Annotated in this window: 36 protein-coding genes; 2 read left to right on the top strand and 34 right to left on the bottom strand. The window is 33.7% G+C overall.

What is annotated here, in order from left to right; all coding sequences use genetic code 11:
- Positions 1-20: 20 nt before the first annotated feature.
- From RBB48_RS04010 to RBB48_RS03860, 31 genes are all read right to left on the bottom strand, one after another.
- On the bottom strand, positions 21-1715 hold the full coding sequence (locus tag RBB48_RS04010; RefSeq protein ID WP_306007404.1) for a terminase large subunit: 1695 nt from the start codon (positions 1713-1715) through the stop codon (positions 21-23).
- A 1-nt stretch (position 1716) separates the two neighbouring features.
- Positions 1717-2220, bottom strand: coding sequence for a phage terminase small subunit P27 family (locus tag RBB48_RS04005; protein WP_080990785.1), 504 nt, complete (start codon positions 2218-2220; stop codon positions 1717-1719).
- 129 nt (positions 2221-2349) lie between these two features.
- Positions 2350-2727: an HNH endonuclease gene (locus RBB48_RS04000; protein ID WP_306007403.1), complete on the bottom strand. Its 378-nt coding sequence runs from the start codon at positions 2725-2727 to the stop codon at positions 2350-2352.
- Positions 2717-3070, bottom strand: a complete 354-nt coding sequence (locus RBB48_RS03995) for a hypothetical protein (RefSeq protein ID WP_306007402.1) — start codon at positions 3068-3070, stop codon at positions 2717-2719. The genes RBB48_RS04000 and RBB48_RS03995 overlap by 11 nt, the downstream gene beginning before the upstream one ends.
- Positions 3067-3321, bottom strand: a complete 255-nt coding sequence (locus RBB48_RS03990; protein WP_306007401.1) for a hypothetical protein — start codon at positions 3319-3321, stop codon at positions 3067-3069. Before RBB48_RS03990 ends, RBB48_RS03995 begins: the two co-directional genes overlap by 4 nt.
- Positions 3322-3327: 6 nt before the next feature.
- Positions 3328-3546, bottom strand: coding sequence for a hypothetical protein (locus RBB48_RS03985; protein ID WP_306007400.1), 219 nt, complete (start codon positions 3544-3546; stop codon positions 3328-3330).
- A 458-nt stretch (positions 3547-4004) separates the two neighbouring features.
- The gene (locus RBB48_RS03980; RefSeq protein WP_306007399.1) at positions 4005-4319 is read right to left on the bottom strand and encodes a hypothetical protein; all 315 of its coding nucleotides are present in this window, start codon (positions 4317-4319) and stop codon (positions 4005-4007) included.
- A gap of 1 nt (position 4320) precedes the next feature.
- Positions 4321-6195: a DEAD/DEAH box helicase gene (locus RBB48_RS03975; RefSeq protein ID WP_306007398.1), complete on the bottom strand. Its 1875-nt coding sequence runs from the start codon at positions 6193-6195 to the stop codon at positions 4321-4323.
- Between the two features lie 240 nt (positions 6196-6435).
- Entirely contained in the window at positions 6436-6978 is a 543-nt protein-coding gene (locus RBB48_RS03970) for a site-specific integrase (RefSeq protein WP_306007397.1), read from the bottom strand.
- Positions 6978-7460: an ArpU family phage packaging/lysis transcriptional regulator gene (locus RBB48_RS03965; protein ID WP_306007396.1), complete on the bottom strand. Its 483-nt coding sequence runs from the start codon at positions 7458-7460 to the stop codon at positions 6978-6980. The genes RBB48_RS03970 and RBB48_RS03965 overlap by 1 nt, the downstream gene beginning before the upstream one ends.
- Positions 7461-7486: 26 nt before the next feature.
- Positions 7487-7657 (bottom strand): hypothetical protein, encoded by a 171-nt coding sequence (locus RBB48_RS03960; RefSeq protein ID WP_306007395.1) that lies wholly within the window; start codon positions 7655-7657, stop codon positions 7487-7489.
- Positions 7658-7772: 115 nt separating this feature from the next.
- Positions 7773-7895, bottom strand: coding sequence for a DUF3983 domain-containing protein (locus RBB48_RS03955; RefSeq protein ID WP_306007394.1), 123 nt, complete (start codon positions 7893-7895; stop codon positions 7773-7775).
- A 27-nt stretch (positions 7896-7922) separates the two neighbouring features.
- Entirely contained in the window at positions 7923-8318 is a 396-nt protein-coding gene (locus RBB48_RS03950; protein ID WP_242808174.1) for a hypothetical protein, read from the bottom strand.
- Positions 8319-8371: 53 nt separating this feature from the next.
- Entirely contained in the window at positions 8372-8539 is a 168-nt protein-coding gene (locus RBB48_RS03945; protein ID WP_306007393.1) for a hypothetical protein, read from the bottom strand.
- Positions 8532-8687 (bottom strand): hypothetical protein, encoded by a 156-nt coding sequence (locus RBB48_RS03940; RefSeq protein WP_306007392.1) that lies wholly within the window; start codon positions 8685-8687, stop codon positions 8532-8534. The genes RBB48_RS03945 and RBB48_RS03940 overlap by 8 nt, the downstream gene beginning before the upstream one ends.
- 526 nt (positions 8688-9213) lie before the next feature.
- Positions 9214-9408 (bottom strand): hypothetical protein, encoded by a 195-nt coding sequence (locus RBB48_RS03935; protein ID WP_306007391.1) that lies wholly within the window; start codon positions 9406-9408, stop codon positions 9214-9216.
- Between the two features lie 630 nt (positions 9409-10038).
- Positions 10039-10227, bottom strand: a complete 189-nt coding sequence (locus RBB48_RS03930) for a hypothetical protein (RefSeq protein ID WP_306007390.1) — start codon at positions 10225-10227, stop codon at positions 10039-10041.
- A gap of 19 nt (positions 10228-10246) precedes the next feature.
- On the bottom strand, positions 10247-10438 hold the full coding sequence (locus RBB48_RS03925) for a hypothetical protein (protein ID WP_000283199.1): 192 nt from the start codon (positions 10436-10438) through the stop codon (positions 10247-10249).
- Positions 10439-10480: 42 nt separating this feature from the next.
- A complete protein-coding gene (locus tag RBB48_RS03920; protein WP_306007389.1) occupies positions 10481-10741 on the bottom strand; it encodes a hypothetical protein in 261 nt (86 codons plus the stop codon).
- Between the two features lie 37 nt (positions 10742-10778).
- Positions 10779-11261: a nucleoside triphosphate pyrophosphohydrolase family protein gene (locus RBB48_RS03915; RefSeq protein ID WP_306007388.1), complete on the bottom strand. Its 483-nt coding sequence runs from the start codon at positions 11259-11261 to the stop codon at positions 10779-10781.
- A 19-nt stretch (positions 11262-11280) separates the two neighbouring features.
- The gene (locus RBB48_RS03910) at positions 11281-11532 is read right to left on the bottom strand and encodes a helix-turn-helix domain containing protein (protein WP_306007387.1); all 252 of its coding nucleotides are present in this window, start codon (positions 11530-11532) and stop codon (positions 11281-11283) included.
- A gap of 25 nt (positions 11533-11557) precedes the next feature.
- On the bottom strand, positions 11558-11722 hold the full coding sequence (locus RBB48_RS03905; protein WP_081085896.1) for a DUF3954 domain-containing protein: 165 nt from the start codon (positions 11720-11722) through the stop codon (positions 11558-11560).
- Positions 11723-11740: 18 nt separating this feature from the next.
- Positions 11741-12100 (bottom strand): cell division protein SepF, encoded by a 360-nt coding sequence (locus RBB48_RS03900; RefSeq protein ID WP_306007386.1) that lies wholly within the window; start codon positions 12098-12100, stop codon positions 11741-11743.
- On the bottom strand, positions 12093-12371 hold the full coding sequence (locus tag RBB48_RS03895) for an AbrB/MazE/SpoVT family DNA-binding domain-containing protein (RefSeq protein WP_306007385.1): 279 nt from the start codon (positions 12369-12371) through the stop codon (positions 12093-12095). Before RBB48_RS03895 ends, RBB48_RS03900 begins: the two co-directional genes overlap by 8 nt.
- Before the next feature lie 16 nt (positions 12372-12387).
- The gene (locus tag RBB48_RS03890) at positions 12388-12582 is read right to left on the bottom strand and encodes a hypothetical protein (protein ID WP_306007384.1); all 195 of its coding nucleotides are present in this window, start codon (positions 12580-12582) and stop codon (positions 12388-12390) included.
- A gap of 2 nt (positions 12583-12584) precedes the next feature.
- Positions 12585-13448, bottom strand: a complete 864-nt coding sequence (locus RBB48_RS03885; protein WP_306007383.1) for an ATP-binding protein — start codon at positions 13446-13448, stop codon at positions 12585-12587.
- On the bottom strand, positions 13390-14277 hold the full coding sequence (locus RBB48_RS03880; RefSeq protein ID WP_306007382.1) for a phage replisome organizer N-terminal domain-containing protein: 888 nt from the start codon (positions 14275-14277) through the stop codon (positions 13390-13392). The genes RBB48_RS03885 and RBB48_RS03880 overlap by 59 nt, the downstream gene beginning before the upstream one ends.
- Before the next feature lie 5 nt (positions 14278-14282).
- Complete coding sequence (locus RBB48_RS03875) at positions 14283-14459, bottom strand: hypothetical protein (RefSeq protein WP_098082037.1); 177 nt, start codon at positions 14457-14459, stop codon at positions 14283-14285.
- Between the two features lie 29 nt (positions 14460-14488).
- Entirely contained in the window at positions 14489-14653 is a 165-nt protein-coding gene (locus tag RBB48_RS03870) for a hypothetical protein (protein ID WP_098082036.1), read from the bottom strand.
- Between the two features lie 56 nt (positions 14654-14709).
- Positions 14710-14910, bottom strand: a complete 201-nt coding sequence (locus tag RBB48_RS03865; RefSeq protein ID WP_023522906.1) for a helix-turn-helix domain-containing protein — start codon at positions 14908-14910, stop codon at positions 14710-14712.
- A gap of 58 nt (positions 14911-14968) precedes the next feature.
- Entirely contained in the window at positions 14969-15190 is a 222-nt protein-coding gene (locus tag RBB48_RS03860; protein ID WP_306007381.1) for a helix-turn-helix transcriptional regulator, read from the bottom strand.
- Positions 15191-15410: 220 nt separating this feature from the next.
- Here RBB48_RS03860 and RBB48_RS03855 point away from each other — a divergent pair, with 220 nt between their 5' ends.
- Entirely contained in the window at positions 15411-15779 is a 369-nt protein-coding gene (locus tag RBB48_RS03855; protein WP_023522908.1) for a helix-turn-helix domain-containing protein, read from the top strand.
- Between the two features lie 15 nt (positions 15780-15794).
- Here the strand turns inward: RBB48_RS03855 and RBB48_RS03850 are convergent, their stop codons facing one another.
- The 3 genes from RBB48_RS03850 to RBB48_RS03840 form a co-directional block, all read right to left on the bottom strand.
- On the bottom strand, positions 15795-15926 hold the full coding sequence (locus tag RBB48_RS03850) for a hypothetical protein (protein WP_255300911.1): 132 nt from the start codon (positions 15924-15926) through the stop codon (positions 15795-15797).
- 120 nt (positions 15927-16046) lie between these two features.
- Positions 16047-16196, bottom strand: a complete 150-nt coding sequence (locus RBB48_RS03845; protein ID WP_000719898.1) for a hypothetical protein — start codon at positions 16194-16196, stop codon at positions 16047-16049.
- 12 nt (positions 16197-16208) lie between these two features.
- Positions 16209-17306 carry an AimR family lysis-lysogeny pheromone receptor gene (locus RBB48_RS03840; RefSeq protein WP_306007380.1) on the bottom strand — a complete coding sequence of 366 codons (1098 nt, stop codon included), beginning with the start codon at positions 17304-17306 and terminating at the stop codon, positions 16209-16211.
- A 438-nt stretch (positions 17307-17744) separates the two neighbouring features.
- Between RBB48_RS03840 and RBB48_RS03835 the strand changes: the two genes are divergently transcribed.
- A complete protein-coding gene (locus RBB48_RS03835; RefSeq protein ID WP_023522912.1) occupies positions 17745-18089 on the top strand; it encodes a helix-turn-helix domain-containing protein in 345 nt (114 codons plus the stop codon).
- Positions 18090-18134 lie beyond the last annotated feature (45 nt).

Below are 18134 nucleotides of genomic sequence, written 5' to 3'. Positions count from 1 at the left end.
AGAATCGCATGTGATTCCTCCTAAAATGAGAAATCTTGACTTAAAATATAGGAATTTAAGTCCATCTCACCAGAATTGAGCATGCATCGAACATGTGAGTTAATAACAGCCGCTATCGGATCAATTCTTTCTGTTGTTTTTGACTTGTCCAACATGATGTTTTCGTTAGCATCCTGTTTTGTTATAGCATTACTTACAGCCCAATTTAATACAGGATTGTTATTATGAATGACTTTTTTCTGATAAACTTGTTCACGAAAATCCTTTGTAGGGCCTGATAAAGTCGCCATTCCTTGACGTATTTCCACCATTGTATACCCTTCCGCTTCCATGTCTTGCATAAATTGCGTTGCATTCCAAGGGTCAGCACATATCTCTTTTATTTTAAATTTATTCTCTTTTTCCATAGTTTTAATATGTTTTTTAATATATTCATAATCAACTACCGCACCAGGTGTTGTTGTAATCCACCCTTGCTGTATCCAAAGATCATACGGAACTTTATCTGTCTTTCTTTTCTCATGCAAGGTATCTTCCGGCATAAAACTATGACTAATTACGATATACGTATCATCCTTTTTAAATTCAAAATCTACACTTGTTAAGTCAATTTTTGCTGATAAATCGACACCTACTGTGCATTCCAACCCTTTTAATTCGGATAATTCCACAGTTTCTTTGCAATCTTTCCATTTTTGCATATCCATGTAGCCATTTTCTTTCATATCCACCCATCTATTCATGTTTTTCGTGAGATAATTACGCATTTTCTCAGGTACATCAAGGGCTGATTGAAGTTCTCCTTTTAAGAAAGTACGTCCTTCTTCATAACTACATAAGATTGGATTTGCTTTCTCCCACACTTCTGTATTCGTAATTTCATCATCTTTATCTAATTCATTAACCATGACAAAATATTCTTCGTTTTCAATATCAATATTCGGGTCCAAAATCTTAGAAACATATTGATACTCCACACGATAACAAGGATGACTCAAATTAAAACCAGCTGTCGTTATAATCATCATAAGTGGATTTGGACGCGCACCCGAACCTGAAACCAGAACATCATAAATTTCAGAAGTAGGATGAGCATGATATTCATCAATAATTCCACACTGAACATTCAATCCATCACCAGATTTCCCAGCATCTTTTGATAGCGCTGAAATAAAAGAATCGGTTTTAAGGTGTTCAATTTTTCCATACGCAATATTGAACTTTCCTTTTAAATCATCACACCCATTCATTTGTGCTTTGATTTCATTCCAAACAATTTTACTTTGTTCCGTTTTCGTAGCTCCAATGTATACTTCTGACATATTTTCACCAAATGCCATTGCTTCATAAGAGCCTACACACGCTAAAGACTGGGACTTTGCGTTTTTACGTCCAACTTGCCAATATGCCTTTTTAAATCGCCTTAATCCCGTATTACGATGAACCCATCCGTAAATATTGCTAAATACAAAAATTTGTATCGAATGCGGTTCAATTCTCTGACCCGCTAACTTTCCTTTTGTATGTTTAAAAAGAGACATCCATTTTAAGAAACGAAGTGCTTTTTCTTCCTTAAAAACATATGGAAAATCTTCAGAACCTTCGCGCTCAATATCTTTTAAAAATCGTTTGCAAGCCTGTTTATGCTTCTGACAAGCAACAACTTCATCATTTAGTACATCATCACAGTAGTCCAACATCCATTGTCTGATCATGTTACACGTCAAACTCCTTTTCTACATTTGTTTTCGGACCTTGTTTTATATTTGGAATAACAATTTTCGCTCTTGCACTTGGTGTAAGGCCAAACTCAACAGCCAAAGCCTTCATTTGTTCATGCAACTGTTTCTTCTTTGTAAGTAGCGGATGTGGAACTTTATTAGTTTCAGCTGCTTTATTGGTATATTCAACAAGGAGTCCTTCTTCTCGGATAATTTTGGTGCATTCAACATAGTCAGAATAAGCATCGCAATACGTTGCTAATGCATTCACATCTATGTTTGTAATAACATCTAGCTCCAGTAATTCACCAGCAATTCTCCTAAATTCTTTCTTTGCAACTGAATCTAACCACGTTGGTGGCTTTACCTTGTCCTTTTTTGCTTGTAACTGTTTTTCGGCTTTTAATCGCTGCTCAATTTCATCTTTTGTCAATCGATTTGTATTACCTTCTAATAAATGCAAATGAATTGGCTTCGCTTTCCTTCCTATGCGAACCACCTCCCTCGGCTGAACCCCCTTTTATGGAATAAAACGAACTTTTTACACGGAAAGCTAGGCGGCGGTCTCCAGGGATTCGCCTTTTGCTTTTTCATGGCGGGGGGTTGTTTTTGGATTTTTTCTTTCCAATCATTTTCTGTTTTTCTTCTCGTCTTCTTTTGTTTTCTTGTTATGGCAAGCATGACAGAGTGTTTGTAAGTTAGTTGGTTCTAATCGTTTTGACCAATCTATTCGAATAGGTATGATGTGATCCACTACATCACCTATCTTAATGATGTCCTTACTTCTACATTGAACACATAGACCATGATCTCTACGATAAATAAGCTCACGCATATCCTTCCACAGTCTTGAGTTGTAGAATGAACGTGAGTTTTTGTTTCGAATATGTTTGTCGTAATATCTTACGGTTTCTTTTTCCTTTTCAATATGCTTAGCGCAATACTTATCCCGTGTCAGTTCATTGCAACCTAACGACTTACAAGGCTTGAATGGTTTACTTGGCATGTGTACTACCTGACACTTTAGGTATTGTTATACCATTGCATTTAGAACAACGTTTACCAGCACCTGTTACTATATCTATTGTTGATTTATAACCGCAATTAAAACATTCACACTTCATTTGGTTTCTATTCTTCCATTTATAAAACAACTTCGCTACATTAAACCCAACAAGAATAATCCAGAAAGGAGCGAGACAAATAGCAAATACAATAGAAATAATAAATGTACTTACTATATATACACCATCATGTTTCTTTCGTTGTCCAACGTCCCTCGCAACTGGATACATTGTAATGGAACTATAAAGTAAACCAATAATAAGATAGGCTAATATCATCATCATTTACTTCCCTCCACTCTCTTCCTCAACCGTTTCATCTCATCCTCGATAGCAAGATTCTTTTTATTAATCCGTTCATGATACTTAGCTATATCCGCTTGATGCTTACGAATCTTATCGTTCACATATGCAGCAACATGTTCATGGCCACAATGAGGACAGATAAAGTAACACTTCTCAATACGATTAGGAAGCTGTACAACTTGTGGTTGCATGTCGTAATCTTTATTACAGCTAGAACAATAGACTTGCATCTATCCTCACTCCTTACTCTTAATAAATTCATCTATAGTTTTATTTAACAAACTAACCATCGCTTCTCTCTTTTGCTTTGGTGTTGTGTTATCTTCTAACTCATTGAAGATTGGAATTGCACTTTCTAATTTCTGTTTATCAATACGCTCATTTACAAGGTCCTGTCCTAACATTGAAATGAATGTACCAATTACAACCGCTTGTTCTTGTTTGTTTAGTTTCATTTATTTTCACTCCTCAAAAATAAAAAGCACCCGAATGGATGCTTTGAAATTGGTTATTTATTTATACTTTAATTACGGTACGTGAAGTTTTATTCTTATTCCAATCACCTAATGATGAACCGCTGATACGCATCAACAATATTAAGTAACTGGAAGAAGAGCAAAAGCTCTTCCCCGTCTACACAACAGATTTTGACTTTGGAATTGAAAACAAGAAACAACATCTCATTCAATCCTCAACCATCACCCATAGCCTAACGATCCATTTGAATTATAAAGGAACGTGAAAAATGTTTTCCGCCACTTCTCACAATACAAATATAACACGTGTATTCCAAAATAACCGGCACATTTCCTGCCAAAAAGCGGTCACGACTCTGCCACCTTTTTGAATTAATTCATAATTTATAAAACAAAAAAGGTTTACTGATTATTTCCCTCAGCAAACCTTTTTTGTTTTAAGATGCAGCTAGACTTTGACTTGGTATTTTCCTTAATAAATTATCGAGCTCTTTATATTTGTCAAAGACCACTTTCACCTTTTTATTAATTTGTATTTCCTGTTTGATTAACTCTTTATCCTTATTAAAAGTATATATATCAGTAACATTTGTATCGAATGCAGTTACAAATTTAATTTTAAGTATAGTTATGTTTTCTTTAGTATCAATTTCTACTTCTTTATTTTCCATAACTGCCTCTGCTATAAGTTCATGTATTGCTGGTCCTTTATACATTATTAACTTTGCCGCTTGCTCAATAATTCTTTTCATATTACTCCAGCCCTTCTATTTTTTCTTTTAATCTGTCCAAAAGAGTAGGTATTATAGTTTCAGCTAATTCAAAATCATATGTTTCCCATTCATCAATACCTCGCTTGAGTTTCTGTTTTAAATTTGAGTTAATGTACTTTATACAATAAGCACTGTTTGAACCTGAATTCTTTAGAAACGCACTTGAAGTATTACTAGGTAATTCTGTACCATCATCATTTAATCCTGTTTCACTTAATAATATCTCAACACCGTCAACTACTCGTTTTTTATGAGCATCATGTAACTCTTCACGAAGTAAATCTTCTCTTAATTTTTGTCGCTTTTTAGTAACACTTGCTTCTAATTCACGATTTCTATTTGAAATAAACTCATCAATATATTCCTTCGGAATATTTGCTTTTTCCATTTTAGAAATGGTCTCTTGCATTTCTTTTTTATAAGTATCTATACTAGCTTGTATCTCATCCTTATACTGACTACCAATTCCATCTGTTAAAAATTCTTTTGTAGTTTGTATTAGGTGACCTTCAGCCCTAACTTCTCCAATATCAAGATTCTTTTCAATAGGGCCATCATTAGTATAATTAAGTTCAATTCTTTTTCTTCTCTCGGCTTTTTCTTTTTCACCAGTATAATAATCCCATAATTCATCAAGATCTAATTCTTTATGATAAACAACATGAGCCACATTATCAATGGCATCAATTGGATTATCTTCTTGTATTTTCCTTAATGCCCTACCGATAAATTGAGCATAAGGAGCTAAGGAACGGAAAGGTCTAAATATTGCAGCTACACTAATATTAGTATGATCAAATCCTTCTCCAAGCATGTTTACGTTTACCAATACATCTATTTGACCTTTTTTATACTCTACAATCGCTTTCTCAGATTCATCCGGACGATCACTAGTTACGAAATCTGCAGTCAGACCAGCGTCCTCATATAATTTTTTTATTTCTCTTGCATGATCTATGCTACACGCTACAGCGATAATCTGATGATGTGCATTTCCATGACTTCTTTTCTCATAAAGTCTTTTGATACTCATATCCACAATCATCTTACTACAATCTTGAGAATATGCTACTGATCTAGTAACCCAATTTGAGTCCATCTGCTCAAGTGCTTCTTCTTTAGAAACAGTTTTTCCATCTACTACAAATTCTAACTTTTGATTAGTATAGTCCTCTGCAACAACATTTTTCACATACCCATCTTTTATTGCATCGGCAAGAGAGAATTCAAATACAATCTCGCCATCTAATTCTTTATTATCTGCTCGAAAGGGCGTCGCCGTTAGCTTTATTATCTTACTAGCATCAAAATGTTCCAAAGTTCTCTGCCATGAGTCTGCGGCAGAATGGTGTGCTTCATCTATAATAATCATATCAAAAAAATCAGATGGTAATATATTAACCAACGCTTTTTTAGACTTTGTATTATACACCTTATGAATATTTGCAATTATTACATTTGATTCATCTAATAGATTAAGAATCCTTTTTTTATCCGCACCCGTGTTGTATCCTGCGTATCTGTATACTTTCGGCAAGTGGTTATCATCTAAAATAACATTTCTCTTTGTCCAAAAATTAAATTGACTTCTAGTATCAAAATCATCAGAGATGCCTTCTCTAATAATTAAACTTGGTGTAATGACAAGTACTCTCCCTTTACTTATTCTGTATGGAGAAAGTCCAATTACACCAGTTTTACCTGTACCAGTTGGTAGAACAATCATTTTATGTACTTCTGGTTTATTTTCAAATTCTTGCTGTAATTTCATATGTGCCCTTCTTTGCGGGACTCTCAGAGCCGTATTCCCTTCAATAAATGCTTCAGTATCTAAAAAATATTGATCAATTTGCAAAAAAAAGCGCCTCCCCTTCATTATAAAAAACGAATATCACTATATTGTGAATTTCTCTTTCTTTACTCTACTAAAAAAGCCCATTGATTACTAGTAAGACTTACCCATATCTTATATTGTGTGTAACTGACCCCTTCGCCAAATCCCTTGATATCACTGACTTAATTAAACTTTCCCTTTTGAGTTACACAGTACGAAATTTATGAGTAACTGTATGGTTTTAAAAAGAAAAAGCAATGCTTAGATTTTAAACCTAGTCATTGCTTTATCCATTGCATCTTGATTTACCCCTATATAACGTAATGTGACCTTCTCTGACGAGTGATTGAATATCTCCATGAGTAATGCTATGTTTTTAGTTTGCATGTACATATGATACCCGTACGTCTTTCTAAGCGTATGTGTGCCTATTTCATCTAATCCGAACTCTTCCGCTGCACCACTTAATATCTTATATGCCATGCTACGACCAATCGGACGATTCCTACCTTGTCTACTTTGTAATAAATACTCATTGTCTTCTCTTTCTTCAATAAACCATTTAAGTTCTCTTTTCAGTGCTGCAGTAATTTGTATTCGTTTCTGTTTCCCTGTTTTCTTTTCCCTCATAGATATATGACTGCCTTTGACATCCACTACCTTCAATTTCAAAATGTCCGAGATTCTCAGGCCTGTATTGATTCCCATAATGAAGAGAATGTAATTACGTAAGCTCTTTTCCTTAAAATAATCTTTTAGCTGTTGTATTTGCTCTGGATCACGTATCGGCTGAACAAAATTCATTATTCATTACCTCCAGTTTCTTCTGTCTCATAAACTTCTAATCTAAGAGCAAAAGCTAAATTATAAAATGCTCTGGACTTCCAGCGACGATACGTACGTTCAGTCATTCCAATCTCGTTATAAATCATATAGTCACATACGTCTTCTTCTTCTAAATAACGTTTACTAATAATATCCCTCTGAATTCTTCCTGCATTGCCATTACCTAAACGACTCAAAAACTGATCAATACGGAATGACATTAACTTCAGCCACTTTTCATGTTCACTTTGCTGTATATTAGCCATCGCTACATCTTCTAATGGATTTCCTACATCATTTGTAGGCCCATGATATCTAATTTCATAAGAAGGAGTGACTTTCATTTCTTCACGCATCATTCCAAACTGTCTATATAAACGTACTTTTTCGAGAACACCTTCTAATTTTTTCTGCGTTGCTGATCTATCGATTTTTGGTAAAAATGATAATTGTTCAGTCATGTAAGACCACTCCTTTTTATTTTTAATTACTTTTGTCTTATTGCTCCACGTCTTCGTTCATAGCAAGGTCTATGCATCCCCATTAAATCCTCAATTTCACGAGTACTTAATTTCTCTTTTGATTTTTTCTTATTTTTCTTCTTTCCTTGCTTGGATTGCTTTTTCCATTCACGTAGCTGATCCTTTAACACCTTCATTTCCCCATCTCCCTTTTCAAAATAAAAAGGACACCTATTCGTAAAACAGCCTTAATTGCTGCTTTAATGAATTGGTGTCCTCTAGTTTTCTAGCCGGACTGTATTCTGTTTGCATTCACTTTAAAATACCAGCTTGTACAAAAATATTTCTCCAAGCTTTATTGATTTGATACTTCTCCACATCTTTTGCACGACGAGCAATCGCTTTTCTAATTTTTCTTTTCTTCAAACCTTTCATTCTCCCAACCTCGCTTCAAAAAATATTTTAATGAATATCAGTTGACACAATTACAGACGGCTCTACGTTGATTTTTATTAGTTTTCTATAATACACTTCACCATTAATAACAATAGATGTTTTTCTTGACCCTTTATAAAGTGGATTCCATTTTTTAAATTCATCCTCAGATATTAGTTTCCAAACTTTTATATCATTCATTGAATTTGTTAAATCATCAGTATCATAACGCAACCATTCCCAAAACACTTTTTCTAACCATTCGTCCAATTCGTTATGTTGTACGAAAACGTAAGATATATTACCACCGTCACATTCTTCAAATACAAAGTAATACTTAGTTAAATAATCTTTTTGTTTATTCTCCACAAATTCTTTAAATGCTCTCCAATTACTTTTTAATCCCATATCGAATGTTTCCACTTCAATCTCTCCTTATCTACAAAAGGATTATTTTGTTTAGTTTTATTTCAGGATCATTCGAAGAAAGGATAACTCTCAACTGTATACCACCAGTAATCATTTTCTGGTAATGCGATTAACTCTTTGCCTTTCTCAATTGCTTCCTCTTCATTTACGAATACACCATATATCCCACTTTCGTTTTCATGTTCAAGTAATTCAAGAACAAATAATCTATCCATTTCCCTCTACCTCCATATTTTTCTCAATATATCCTAACAACATATCTTCCAATTCCATTACACATGAATTGAATTGTTCTGGGTCATCACTATTCATGCTTTTCACCCATTTAATTATTTCTTTTTTTAACATTTGTTCTTTACTCATTTCCCTCTTCCTCCCTTGAATAAAACCAAATATTTCGTCAATACTGTATACACATGGTTATCTTTCTCCGTTTTCCTTACATGAGCAGTTAGCTTTTGCTAGCTGCTCTTTTAATTACACATTTTTGTCTTAGCACTCATATAATACTGAGAATTAAAAAATCATTTCATGTTTAAAGGAAAAGTATTCTTTTTCATTACTCCACTCCCTCTTTAAAGGGCATCGTTTGAAGAAGGTCTTTAGAGAGGGAATACATTTAATAATCTTGGTTACACTGTAAACCGGATCGCGAATAGCCAATTTTACTAATACCCACTCTATGTCTATTACCTTGGGCCGAGCAGTTAGCAAAAGCTAATCGCTCTTTTATATTGAGTTAATAATAAAATTTAGGTCTTATTCCTTTTCTACATCATATACTTTTAACCTAACTATCCAGCTCAAAGTGTTACCTCCTATTTTAAAGAGCACTGATGCATGGTGCTCTTTTTTAGTTTCCTTATTTCTACAAAATGAAATTTTTATACTAATCTTCCTCAAGTTCCGTAACGGTTATATAGTTCCTAGCTCTCTTCCGCTTCGCTAACCTTTTTTGATAAGTTGGCGTTGTATAGTAACGAACCGTTGCAGGAAGTACGCCCATATAATCAGCGCATTCCTGTATAGTTCCGATACATAGCAATGATTCACCTTTATAAACGACGTACTCCTTTAAGTTCATTTCTCAGTCTCCTTTTTCTACAAAATGAAGTTTTTATATAAAGTTTTCTCAACATCCACGAACTGGAAATCAATTCCCTTTTATGGTAACGCATTGGTAATCCCGTAAAGTTCTATTGTTCCATTAAAAGGACCCGCACCCCTAATCGGGTCCTTTTTAATGTTTTCTACTAAAATAGCGTTTTTGTTGAAAATGATGCCCTTACCCATTTGGACGCATTTACCAGTATTTTTACCAAAAAATTCATGATATGGTTATTTAGTCGAGTACGTCATTACTTGACGATTACCCTTAGAAGCCCCGCAGACAATCGGGGTTTCTTTTATTTAAATAACGAATTTGTTCACTTTTTTGATACATTTATGAAACATTCATATGTTATCCTCAGTATGTTCTATTCTTTTTGAAGAACCATGTGAGAATACCAAAACAAGAAGCCCTAGAGCCCTAACTCTAGGTTTTTTTGTTTTTAAATAAGGATTTTATACTTTTACTCATTTAGCTTCAATATTATATATACGTAATATATTAATATATGTTATAATCTCTTTGTGAAACATCACGTGTTTCAAATACAACATTTTCTTGATGACCTCTTATCTTTCCGTAAGAGGTCTTTTTTTAAACTAACTATTTTGTTTGGTTTCTTTCCGAACGTGGTATGTACATTAAAACAGGTTCGATTTTGCCTGGTGTGTACATCGTTTCATCACCACAGTAAGGACAATTGTTGTATCCTTCTGAATCCAACTCTTGCAAACTAATTTTTCCACATTCATCATCTATGCACTTCATTTCATATAAAAGCATTTCAGCCATTTCTCATTCCCCTTTTCGATTAATCTTTATAAGGTTGCCAATTCATACCGTCCAAATTAATAGTTTCTTTCCCGTAAACTTTGCGCCCACGCCCTTGCTCAACTTTGGTTATTTCGTACCACTTACCAGTATCATCATCTTTTACAACACCTTTACTTGGCTTGTAGGAGAATGAAAACACCTTTTCACCATCTACATAAAACGGATACATTGTAATCCCCCTTTTCTATTCAAATAACGCTTTTGTTCAAATTCATTTGTTTTTATTTGCAAAATATAAGAACACTTCTTCCATTTCCTTAATGTTATCTTCTATGTTACCTTCAGCATTATTTATATAAGCTAAAGCTTCTGTTTGTGGTTCTGTTCCATCTCCCATTGCTACAAGATTGTCATAAGGAACTTCGTATTCATCCATCATCGCTATTATTTCAAGATGTAAATCTTTCGCCTTGCTATTATACTTATCAAACTGTCTTAATTTTTGTTTAAGTGCGTAAGGTATAGTCTTCATCTTTTCACCTACTTTTCTACAAAATTCAAATTTGGTCTTACTTTACATCGACACGTGCTTGACTTGCTTCTCGACTAAATCCATCCGGATATCTTTTAGCTAATTTTGCGATATTCATTTCAGCAATATCTTGTAACGTATAACCCAGTTCATGCGCCATAATCGATAAGTAATACAGAATATCTCCAAGCTCTAAAGCTAATTTATAAGTATTTCCGTCCTCTTCTCCTGGACAATGAGATGGTTGGAAACCATGTCCATGATAAATTGCTTTTTTAACAATATCAGCAACTTCACCAGCTTCGCCTGTAAGCCCTAAAGCTGCATTTGAAACACGTCCTCCAAAATCAGTTTTGTTATTCCAAGTACGTAATGTCGCTTCTTGATAATCGTTTAATTCATCGATTGATAAAATGCTTGCAATCTGTAAAACCGTAGATTCTTTTATAGCCTGTTCACCTTTTCTTACTTCACTAATTAATTTAGTTGCTTCCAATACACCATTTTCCATAACGTTCATCTTGTTTTCCCCTTCCTATTTAGCAAATTCCTAATCCTATCGGACGATTTTCAATCAAATACTTATCAGCCTGATCTATTACAAGGAGCGCAACCTCCGCTTGGTGTCTCCTTAGTTCTTCTGCCATCTCTGGTAAACTCATACCTTGATTCCACATTTCACGAAAACGAATTACATCTCTTTCATCCCAAATGAAGTTAGCTTCTTCTAAAGCGATGTATATTTTTAAACGTGACTCCTTCATCGCCTCGTGATTTCTTGCTACACTCATAAGCGAACCTACTTTCTAAAAAATATTATTTTATCTTTTCAGTAAACTTAGTATCCACGCGATCAACTTTCCCATTAACCCAAACCGCAACTTGTTCACCGAATCCGCTCACTGGTGGATTAACCGCTATCACATTTCCATCCTTAACTACATAGAGCTTATTGCTTGTTACATCGATTTCTATTTTCATATTTCCATCTCCCTTTTCTTACCTCATGTACTCGACAACATCAGGTTTAAAGCCACTTCCTAAATAAACCCTTATCGGAATAGCTTCTTTTTTATCCCTTGCTGCCTTACACAATTCTTCCGCTGTTTCCCAGTTGAAAAGATTATCTACAGCTCTTTGAAATCTCCAAATTGCCATTACATATTGTTCAAAGATGTCATAACGATCATCTTGTTTAGTTGTGCGTGGTAACTCATCCGTACCCTTTGCATTTCTTGGAACTTGGACACGTACATCAGCATATGTAACGCGTCCAGTTCCTTTCTTCACATTTGCTTTCATTACATCAAACTCACAAATGGCTGGCTCTACATCGAAAATATTTAATTGCTTAGGCATGTGCCATACCACTCTTTTCAAGAAGGTCCAGTAACTCACTTGCCCCTTCTTTACTCAAAAACATTCGACCACCAAGCAATTCCATGTTTGAGTCAGAAACTTCACCCGTTACAAAACATGACTTTTCTTGTTTTCTTAAAACGATGTTTTCCCCATCAACATGAAAGTCTAGTGCCGTTCCTTCAGCAATCCCCAAAGTTCTGCGTAACTCTACTGGAATTACTACACGCCCTAGCTCGTCCACTTTTCTTGCGACACCTGTATTTTTCATATCTTTCTCCCCCTTGTTAACTAACTTTTTGTTGTTTATTACGTTGTAACTCTTGTTTCATTGATTCAAATTTTATTAACCATGCTTGCCAACGCTTATCGTTTTCTTTTTGCTGCTGTATTGCCACTTCACAATTACAACCGTTCGTTTCAATTACACCTGGATAAGTTTCTTTACGAATAATTCCTGTATTACGGCATAATACACACATGCTTATTCCTCCTTTTTAAAATTTCGTAATCTATAATTATCCCCATACATTTCTAACATTTCAGCGTTTTCCATCATCCGACTAAAATCACGTTCTCCATACATTTCTGCTAATTCATCGACCGTAAAATTAGTAGTAAATAATGTACTTTTACCTATACGGCTATCTACAATTTCATTTGTTTTCGTTTGCTTCCAAGTGACGCCTTCTTTATCTTTCTCCGTGAATTCCGCTCCAAAGTCATCGATAATTAAGACATCAACTTTTGCTAGAAGAGACATAAGCTTGTCCTCTGTCATTTCACTGTTTTTATTCCAAGTTGATTTAATTTTGGTAAATAGCTTATTCATTTGAATAAACATTGCACTGTGACCCTTTTTCATAAGTTCTTTAGTAGCTGCCACACACAAATGACTTTTCCCTACTCCATAATTACCCGTTATTATCATGCTTGTTGGTTCTTCTCTATTGAATGAAGTAACGAAATCCATAATCGTTTCTTTCGCATCAGCCAATTCTTTGTTAGTTGGTATATAATTTTCAAATGTAGCTTTTTTGAGTTTGTCATTTATTAAGCTGTTATCAGCAAATGAATCATATAAATGAATGATTTCATTTTTCTTTTTTATAGCTAGTGTCTCTATAGCTAATTTTTGATCTTCTTTTTCTACCGATCTGCATTGAGGACAAAATTCCTCGTTTGTTTCTGTATCTATCAACATGCGTTTACTGCAAACATCTTTAAAATTTTCTTTTCCTACTAAAAATACATTTTTGCATCTATTAGGTGAAAGTACATATCTTTGACTAGCGTTTCTTGAAGTCGTATTTTTCAATGAAGCTGCTATCTTTTTGATTGCTTGCATTAGTTGGACCTCCTTTAAAAACTCCTTTTCGTTGTACAGGTTTTTCATTTAAATAACTTTCAAATTTAGTTCCAAATAAAGTGATAGGTCTCAAGTAGCCACTCATTTCCGTATTATCAATCCATTGCGAGGTCTTGATGTCAATTACCTGTTGAAAATGCGTTAATCCGAACCCCTCTTTCCATCTTGCTTTAATCAAATCCTGTGTTTTTTTCGATGTATATTTATAATTGGTTTTCGCTTTCATGTTGAGATAATCAACAATTTCTTGATATGGAATAGATTGAGCGTTGTCCTGAATTATTTCAGGACTATGTTTTTCTTTTAAATCTTTATCTAAATCTTTATCTAAATCTTTATCTAAATCTTTATCTAAATCTTTATCTATGTCCGTTACTTCTTCGTTACATGTAACGTTACAAGTAAGTGTTTGTTGTTTTTTTCTTTCTCGATGTGCCGCTACGCGTTTTCTAGTGTCTTCCTTAATCTTTTCTAAACGGTCTAGATTCTGATGGTTTCCCCAGTTAACAACATTGATGTAATGATTATCGTCAATATCAATCATTCCGAATTTCTTAAATACACTTAGTGCCATTCGAACTGTATTTAAAGGTCGATTAAAAAGAGTTGCTAGCATATCTTCCGTATATGGGATATTCTCGTTCAGAAAAATATACCCACTTGCATTTGTCTTACCAGCTTGAGCCAACAACTTAATCCAAATGATTAACAATGTATCAGCTTCAGGCATGCTCTCTATTAAACGTATTTTTTCATCCTCAAACATCGTTGTCGAAAGTTTAATCCACTTCACTTTTACTTCAGACATATTCCTTACCTCCTTACGCAAACCGCTATATATGCTTGTCCACTTTGGATAATTCGTTGAATTTCATAATGCGGATAACCAATCTTTAAATACTGCTCAATCATTTGTTTTAATTCATCCTTGCTCTCTGCTAAGCTCCAGAACTTATTAGGTAATAGCACTTGATATTCAGTTAAACGCATGTACTATTTCCCTACTTTCCGTGATATACTTATAACAAGTGTTTTTTCTTAAAGGACCCATTGCAGTGGGTCTTTTTATTTGGTTTCACGTCACTCCAAGCCCATCGTTTTATCGGTTCGTAAGTAATGTAAAGCAACAATACACTGCATGCGATAAATATTGCGAATACTACTAACGATGTTGTATCTTCCACTAAATCACCTCCTTATTTATCAAACGGTAATTTTGTTGAAAATCCGAGACTTAATTTTAACTAGCATTTACTCCAACCTTTTGTGCTTCCACCCATTTAAGAAAATCTTCAGCTTTAACACGTTTGCTTTTCCCGATTACAATTAACGGAAAATCTTCTCTCTTCATAAGTGCATACGCGGCTGATCGAGAAATGTTTAGAAATTCCTGTATATCCTCTGCTTTTAGTGCGAATGGAAGTTGTTTTATTTGGTACATGTTTTATAGCTCCTCTTCATTTTTTATATAAGTCATAATACAATTGAACTTTCCGAAATTAAGTTTGAGTTTCTTGAACTCCAACACCTGAAAAAAGGCTATATATATCTTCTTCTAATATTTGTGCTATTTGCATTGCATCATCTAATGCTGGAGTTGCGTAGCCAGTTTCCCAATTACTTATTACCGTTTTCTGTTTATTTATCAACGCTCCTAGTTGTTCCTGGGTAAAATTTTTACGCTTACGAGCTTTAATTAAATTATGTCGTTTCTTTCCCATGATGACACCTCCTAAAATCCAACTTTCTTGAACTTGTTACACTTATTATATATCCAATATTTTTGTACTGTCAATAATAATATTTGAGTTTTTTGGATTTTTAAACAAAATTTTAAAAAACTAATGCAAAACTCTTACAAACCAAGTACAATTTAGTTGTACTTTTAAATTCAAAATACAGTGTACAGTTTTGGATATAATATATATATGGGGTGAGTTTGTGACTATTTTAGGGCAGAGGATAAAACTTTCTAGAAAACAACGTGGATTAACACAAGATGCATTAGCATTAAAAATAAAAGAAAAGATGGATACGGAAACTAAAGTAACAAAGACTACAATTTCTAACTATGAAACGGGCTATAGTTCGCCATCTAATGAAACTTTAGTTATCATTTCAGATGTATTAAATGTATCTGTTGATTATTTATTAGGCCGATCTGATGATCCAGAATTAAATGCGGTTCAGTTCACTGAAATAAGAAAAGAATTTAATGAGCTAATTGACATGTTAGAAAAAATGCCAAAAGAAAAACAAGATATGTTATTAGATATGATGAAGGCTGCTGTAGGCCATAACAAAAAATGATTGTCAGCAATTAGGCTAACAATCATTTTTTTCTTTTCTAACTATATTTTTAATACTTTCTACCAATTTTTTTTCATTATCATCTGTAGTTAATACTTCTAATTTTAACATTTCCCATAATGTGTTCTCTAGTACATTTTCCATCATTGCTTCCTTCCCCCATCATCCTTAATTATTCAAAAATATCAAAATGAAAAAAATGAATAACCCCTTAAACGTACGAAATGCCATCGCATCCTAAGATGCAATGGCATTTTAATTTATTTATTATCCTAAAGTACCTGGATCCATTTTCATTAGCTGTACTTCTTTTACTTTTCCTGTTGCTTGATTATCTTTAGTTGGTACCGAACTAATCGATAACACTGATAATGCGAGCGTACATGCAATAACTACACTAGCGATTATTTTTTTCATTCTCACTGTCCCTCACTTTAAGATATCAAAAATTTTTATGTAGAATAAGTTTCCGTCCTTTAAGAACCGATGATATGCTTTTCTTCTCAATCCTTCATCATTCGTTGCAATCGATAAATAAAAATCTTGAGTTGCGGTTCGATTACTGATTTGATTTAAAATTTTGCAAGCTTCACTATTCTTATTTTGACGAATACACTGTAACGCAATTTCAGCGTCATCATGTATATATTCTAATTTTACAGGAATATTATGAATAATACAACAAAAAGCAGCTGTATTTTCCACTAATTTTCTTTTAAGTAATGATTTGTTATTCTTTAACTTCCTTAATTCTGAAAGTGAGAGCTCAAAAAAATGCGATGCTTTATCAGGCTCACAGAAAATATAACTTTCAGCGAATATACTAAGTGCTGTAGCTTTCAATAAACGAGGAATTTCTTGTTTTTCTAGTACTTTCTGCAATAATTCTCTAGCCATTTTCACTTCATCTTGCATTAAATATGCATATGCACAGATTATATTTAATTCCGATTCGTTTAATGTCTTCTCCAATCCCCTTGGCATTTCATTAATTTTTTCTTGTATCATTCCTTGGAAAACTGTCAAAACATTATATGCACCTAAATCGAAATACCCATATATACTTAAGGTATTTATAAGTATGTTCACACCTGTTTTGTTTAAATTCACCTGTGTGCGTAAATTTTCTATTTCTTTAAGAAATGCACCTGATCTTAATGAATGAGTTTGTCTATCTAAACATACACGGAATATATCCCTGTAATTATTAGTTACTGATTGTTTGTATTCTTTCTCAACAAGACCGTGAAGCAATTCTGTGTAGCCTGAAAGATATAAATAATACATTGCAATTCTTATATCTGCTTCTTTATCTGTATATTTTAAGAATTCTTGAACTACTTCCATTTTTTGCTCTTCAGAATTGAGTCCACTTAATATTTTAACTAACTTTGCAAAAGTCATAGGCACTTTTCCATTCAGTGTCTTCCACAAATTTGACTGCGATAAATTTGTTATTCTTGAAAGCTTTACTGAATTTAGCTCATCACCTGAAACAATATCACCTAAACTAGCTACTTTATTCATAATGAAGCCTCCTTTGAACGCGAGACACCTTCCCTGAATTTTCTCAATAGAAAAACTATACCATCTAAGTTTTTTTAGATTTAATATGTTATACTTGTGCTGACTCATGGCAAGTGTTTTCCCTACCGTATTAGGGGAACAGCATAAGTGTGGCTGCACACTACTTTTGCTGCGCTATGGGTCTTTTTTGTTCTTAATTTTTATCTTTAAAATCAGTTTATCACAAGATTAAGAATCTTCATTCCATTTATAGTCAAATCATGTTGAGAAAGTTTTTTTCAAAAAGTCCATTTTTTCGCTAAGAATATTTTACCACCAAAAGAACACTTGTTCTAGTTTATTTTTGGTTTCTAACCAAATAATTAAGCTAATATACCATTTAAGCCAAATTATTTGGTATATATAGTTTAAAAATAATGCCTTATTTATAATAAAGGCATGAATACATTTGGAGAAAATTTAAAAAAGTTTAGAAATACCCGTTCTTTAACGCAAGCTGAATTAGGCGATAAAGTTCAATTAAGCCGTAGTCAGATTAGTAATCTGGAAACCAACTTCAATGAGCCCGATTTAGATTCGTTAGATCGTATCGCGTCATTCTTTGATATCTCTGTCGATACACTAATGGGGCGAAAGTTCACGACCAGTGAAAAGAATTTAGAAAATGTTCTCGATGAAATTCAAACGGTTTTCGCAGGCCTGGATGAATCCCAACGAGAACAGTTCTGTAAACAACTCAAATTTTACACGCAGTTCTTAAACGAAAAAAAAGAGTTGTTATGAGTCGATTGTAGTAGAAATCTTTTCCAATCGCAACGGTAAAAATTA

This window comes from Bacillus sp. MMSF_3353 (genome assembly GCF_030733445.1).
Lineage (GTDB): Bacteria > Bacillota > Bacilli > Bacillales > Bacillaceae_G > Bacillus_A > Bacillus_A wiedmannii.
Note: the sequence above shows the minus strand (reverse complement) of the source record. Positions and strands in the feature narration are given on the sequence as shown.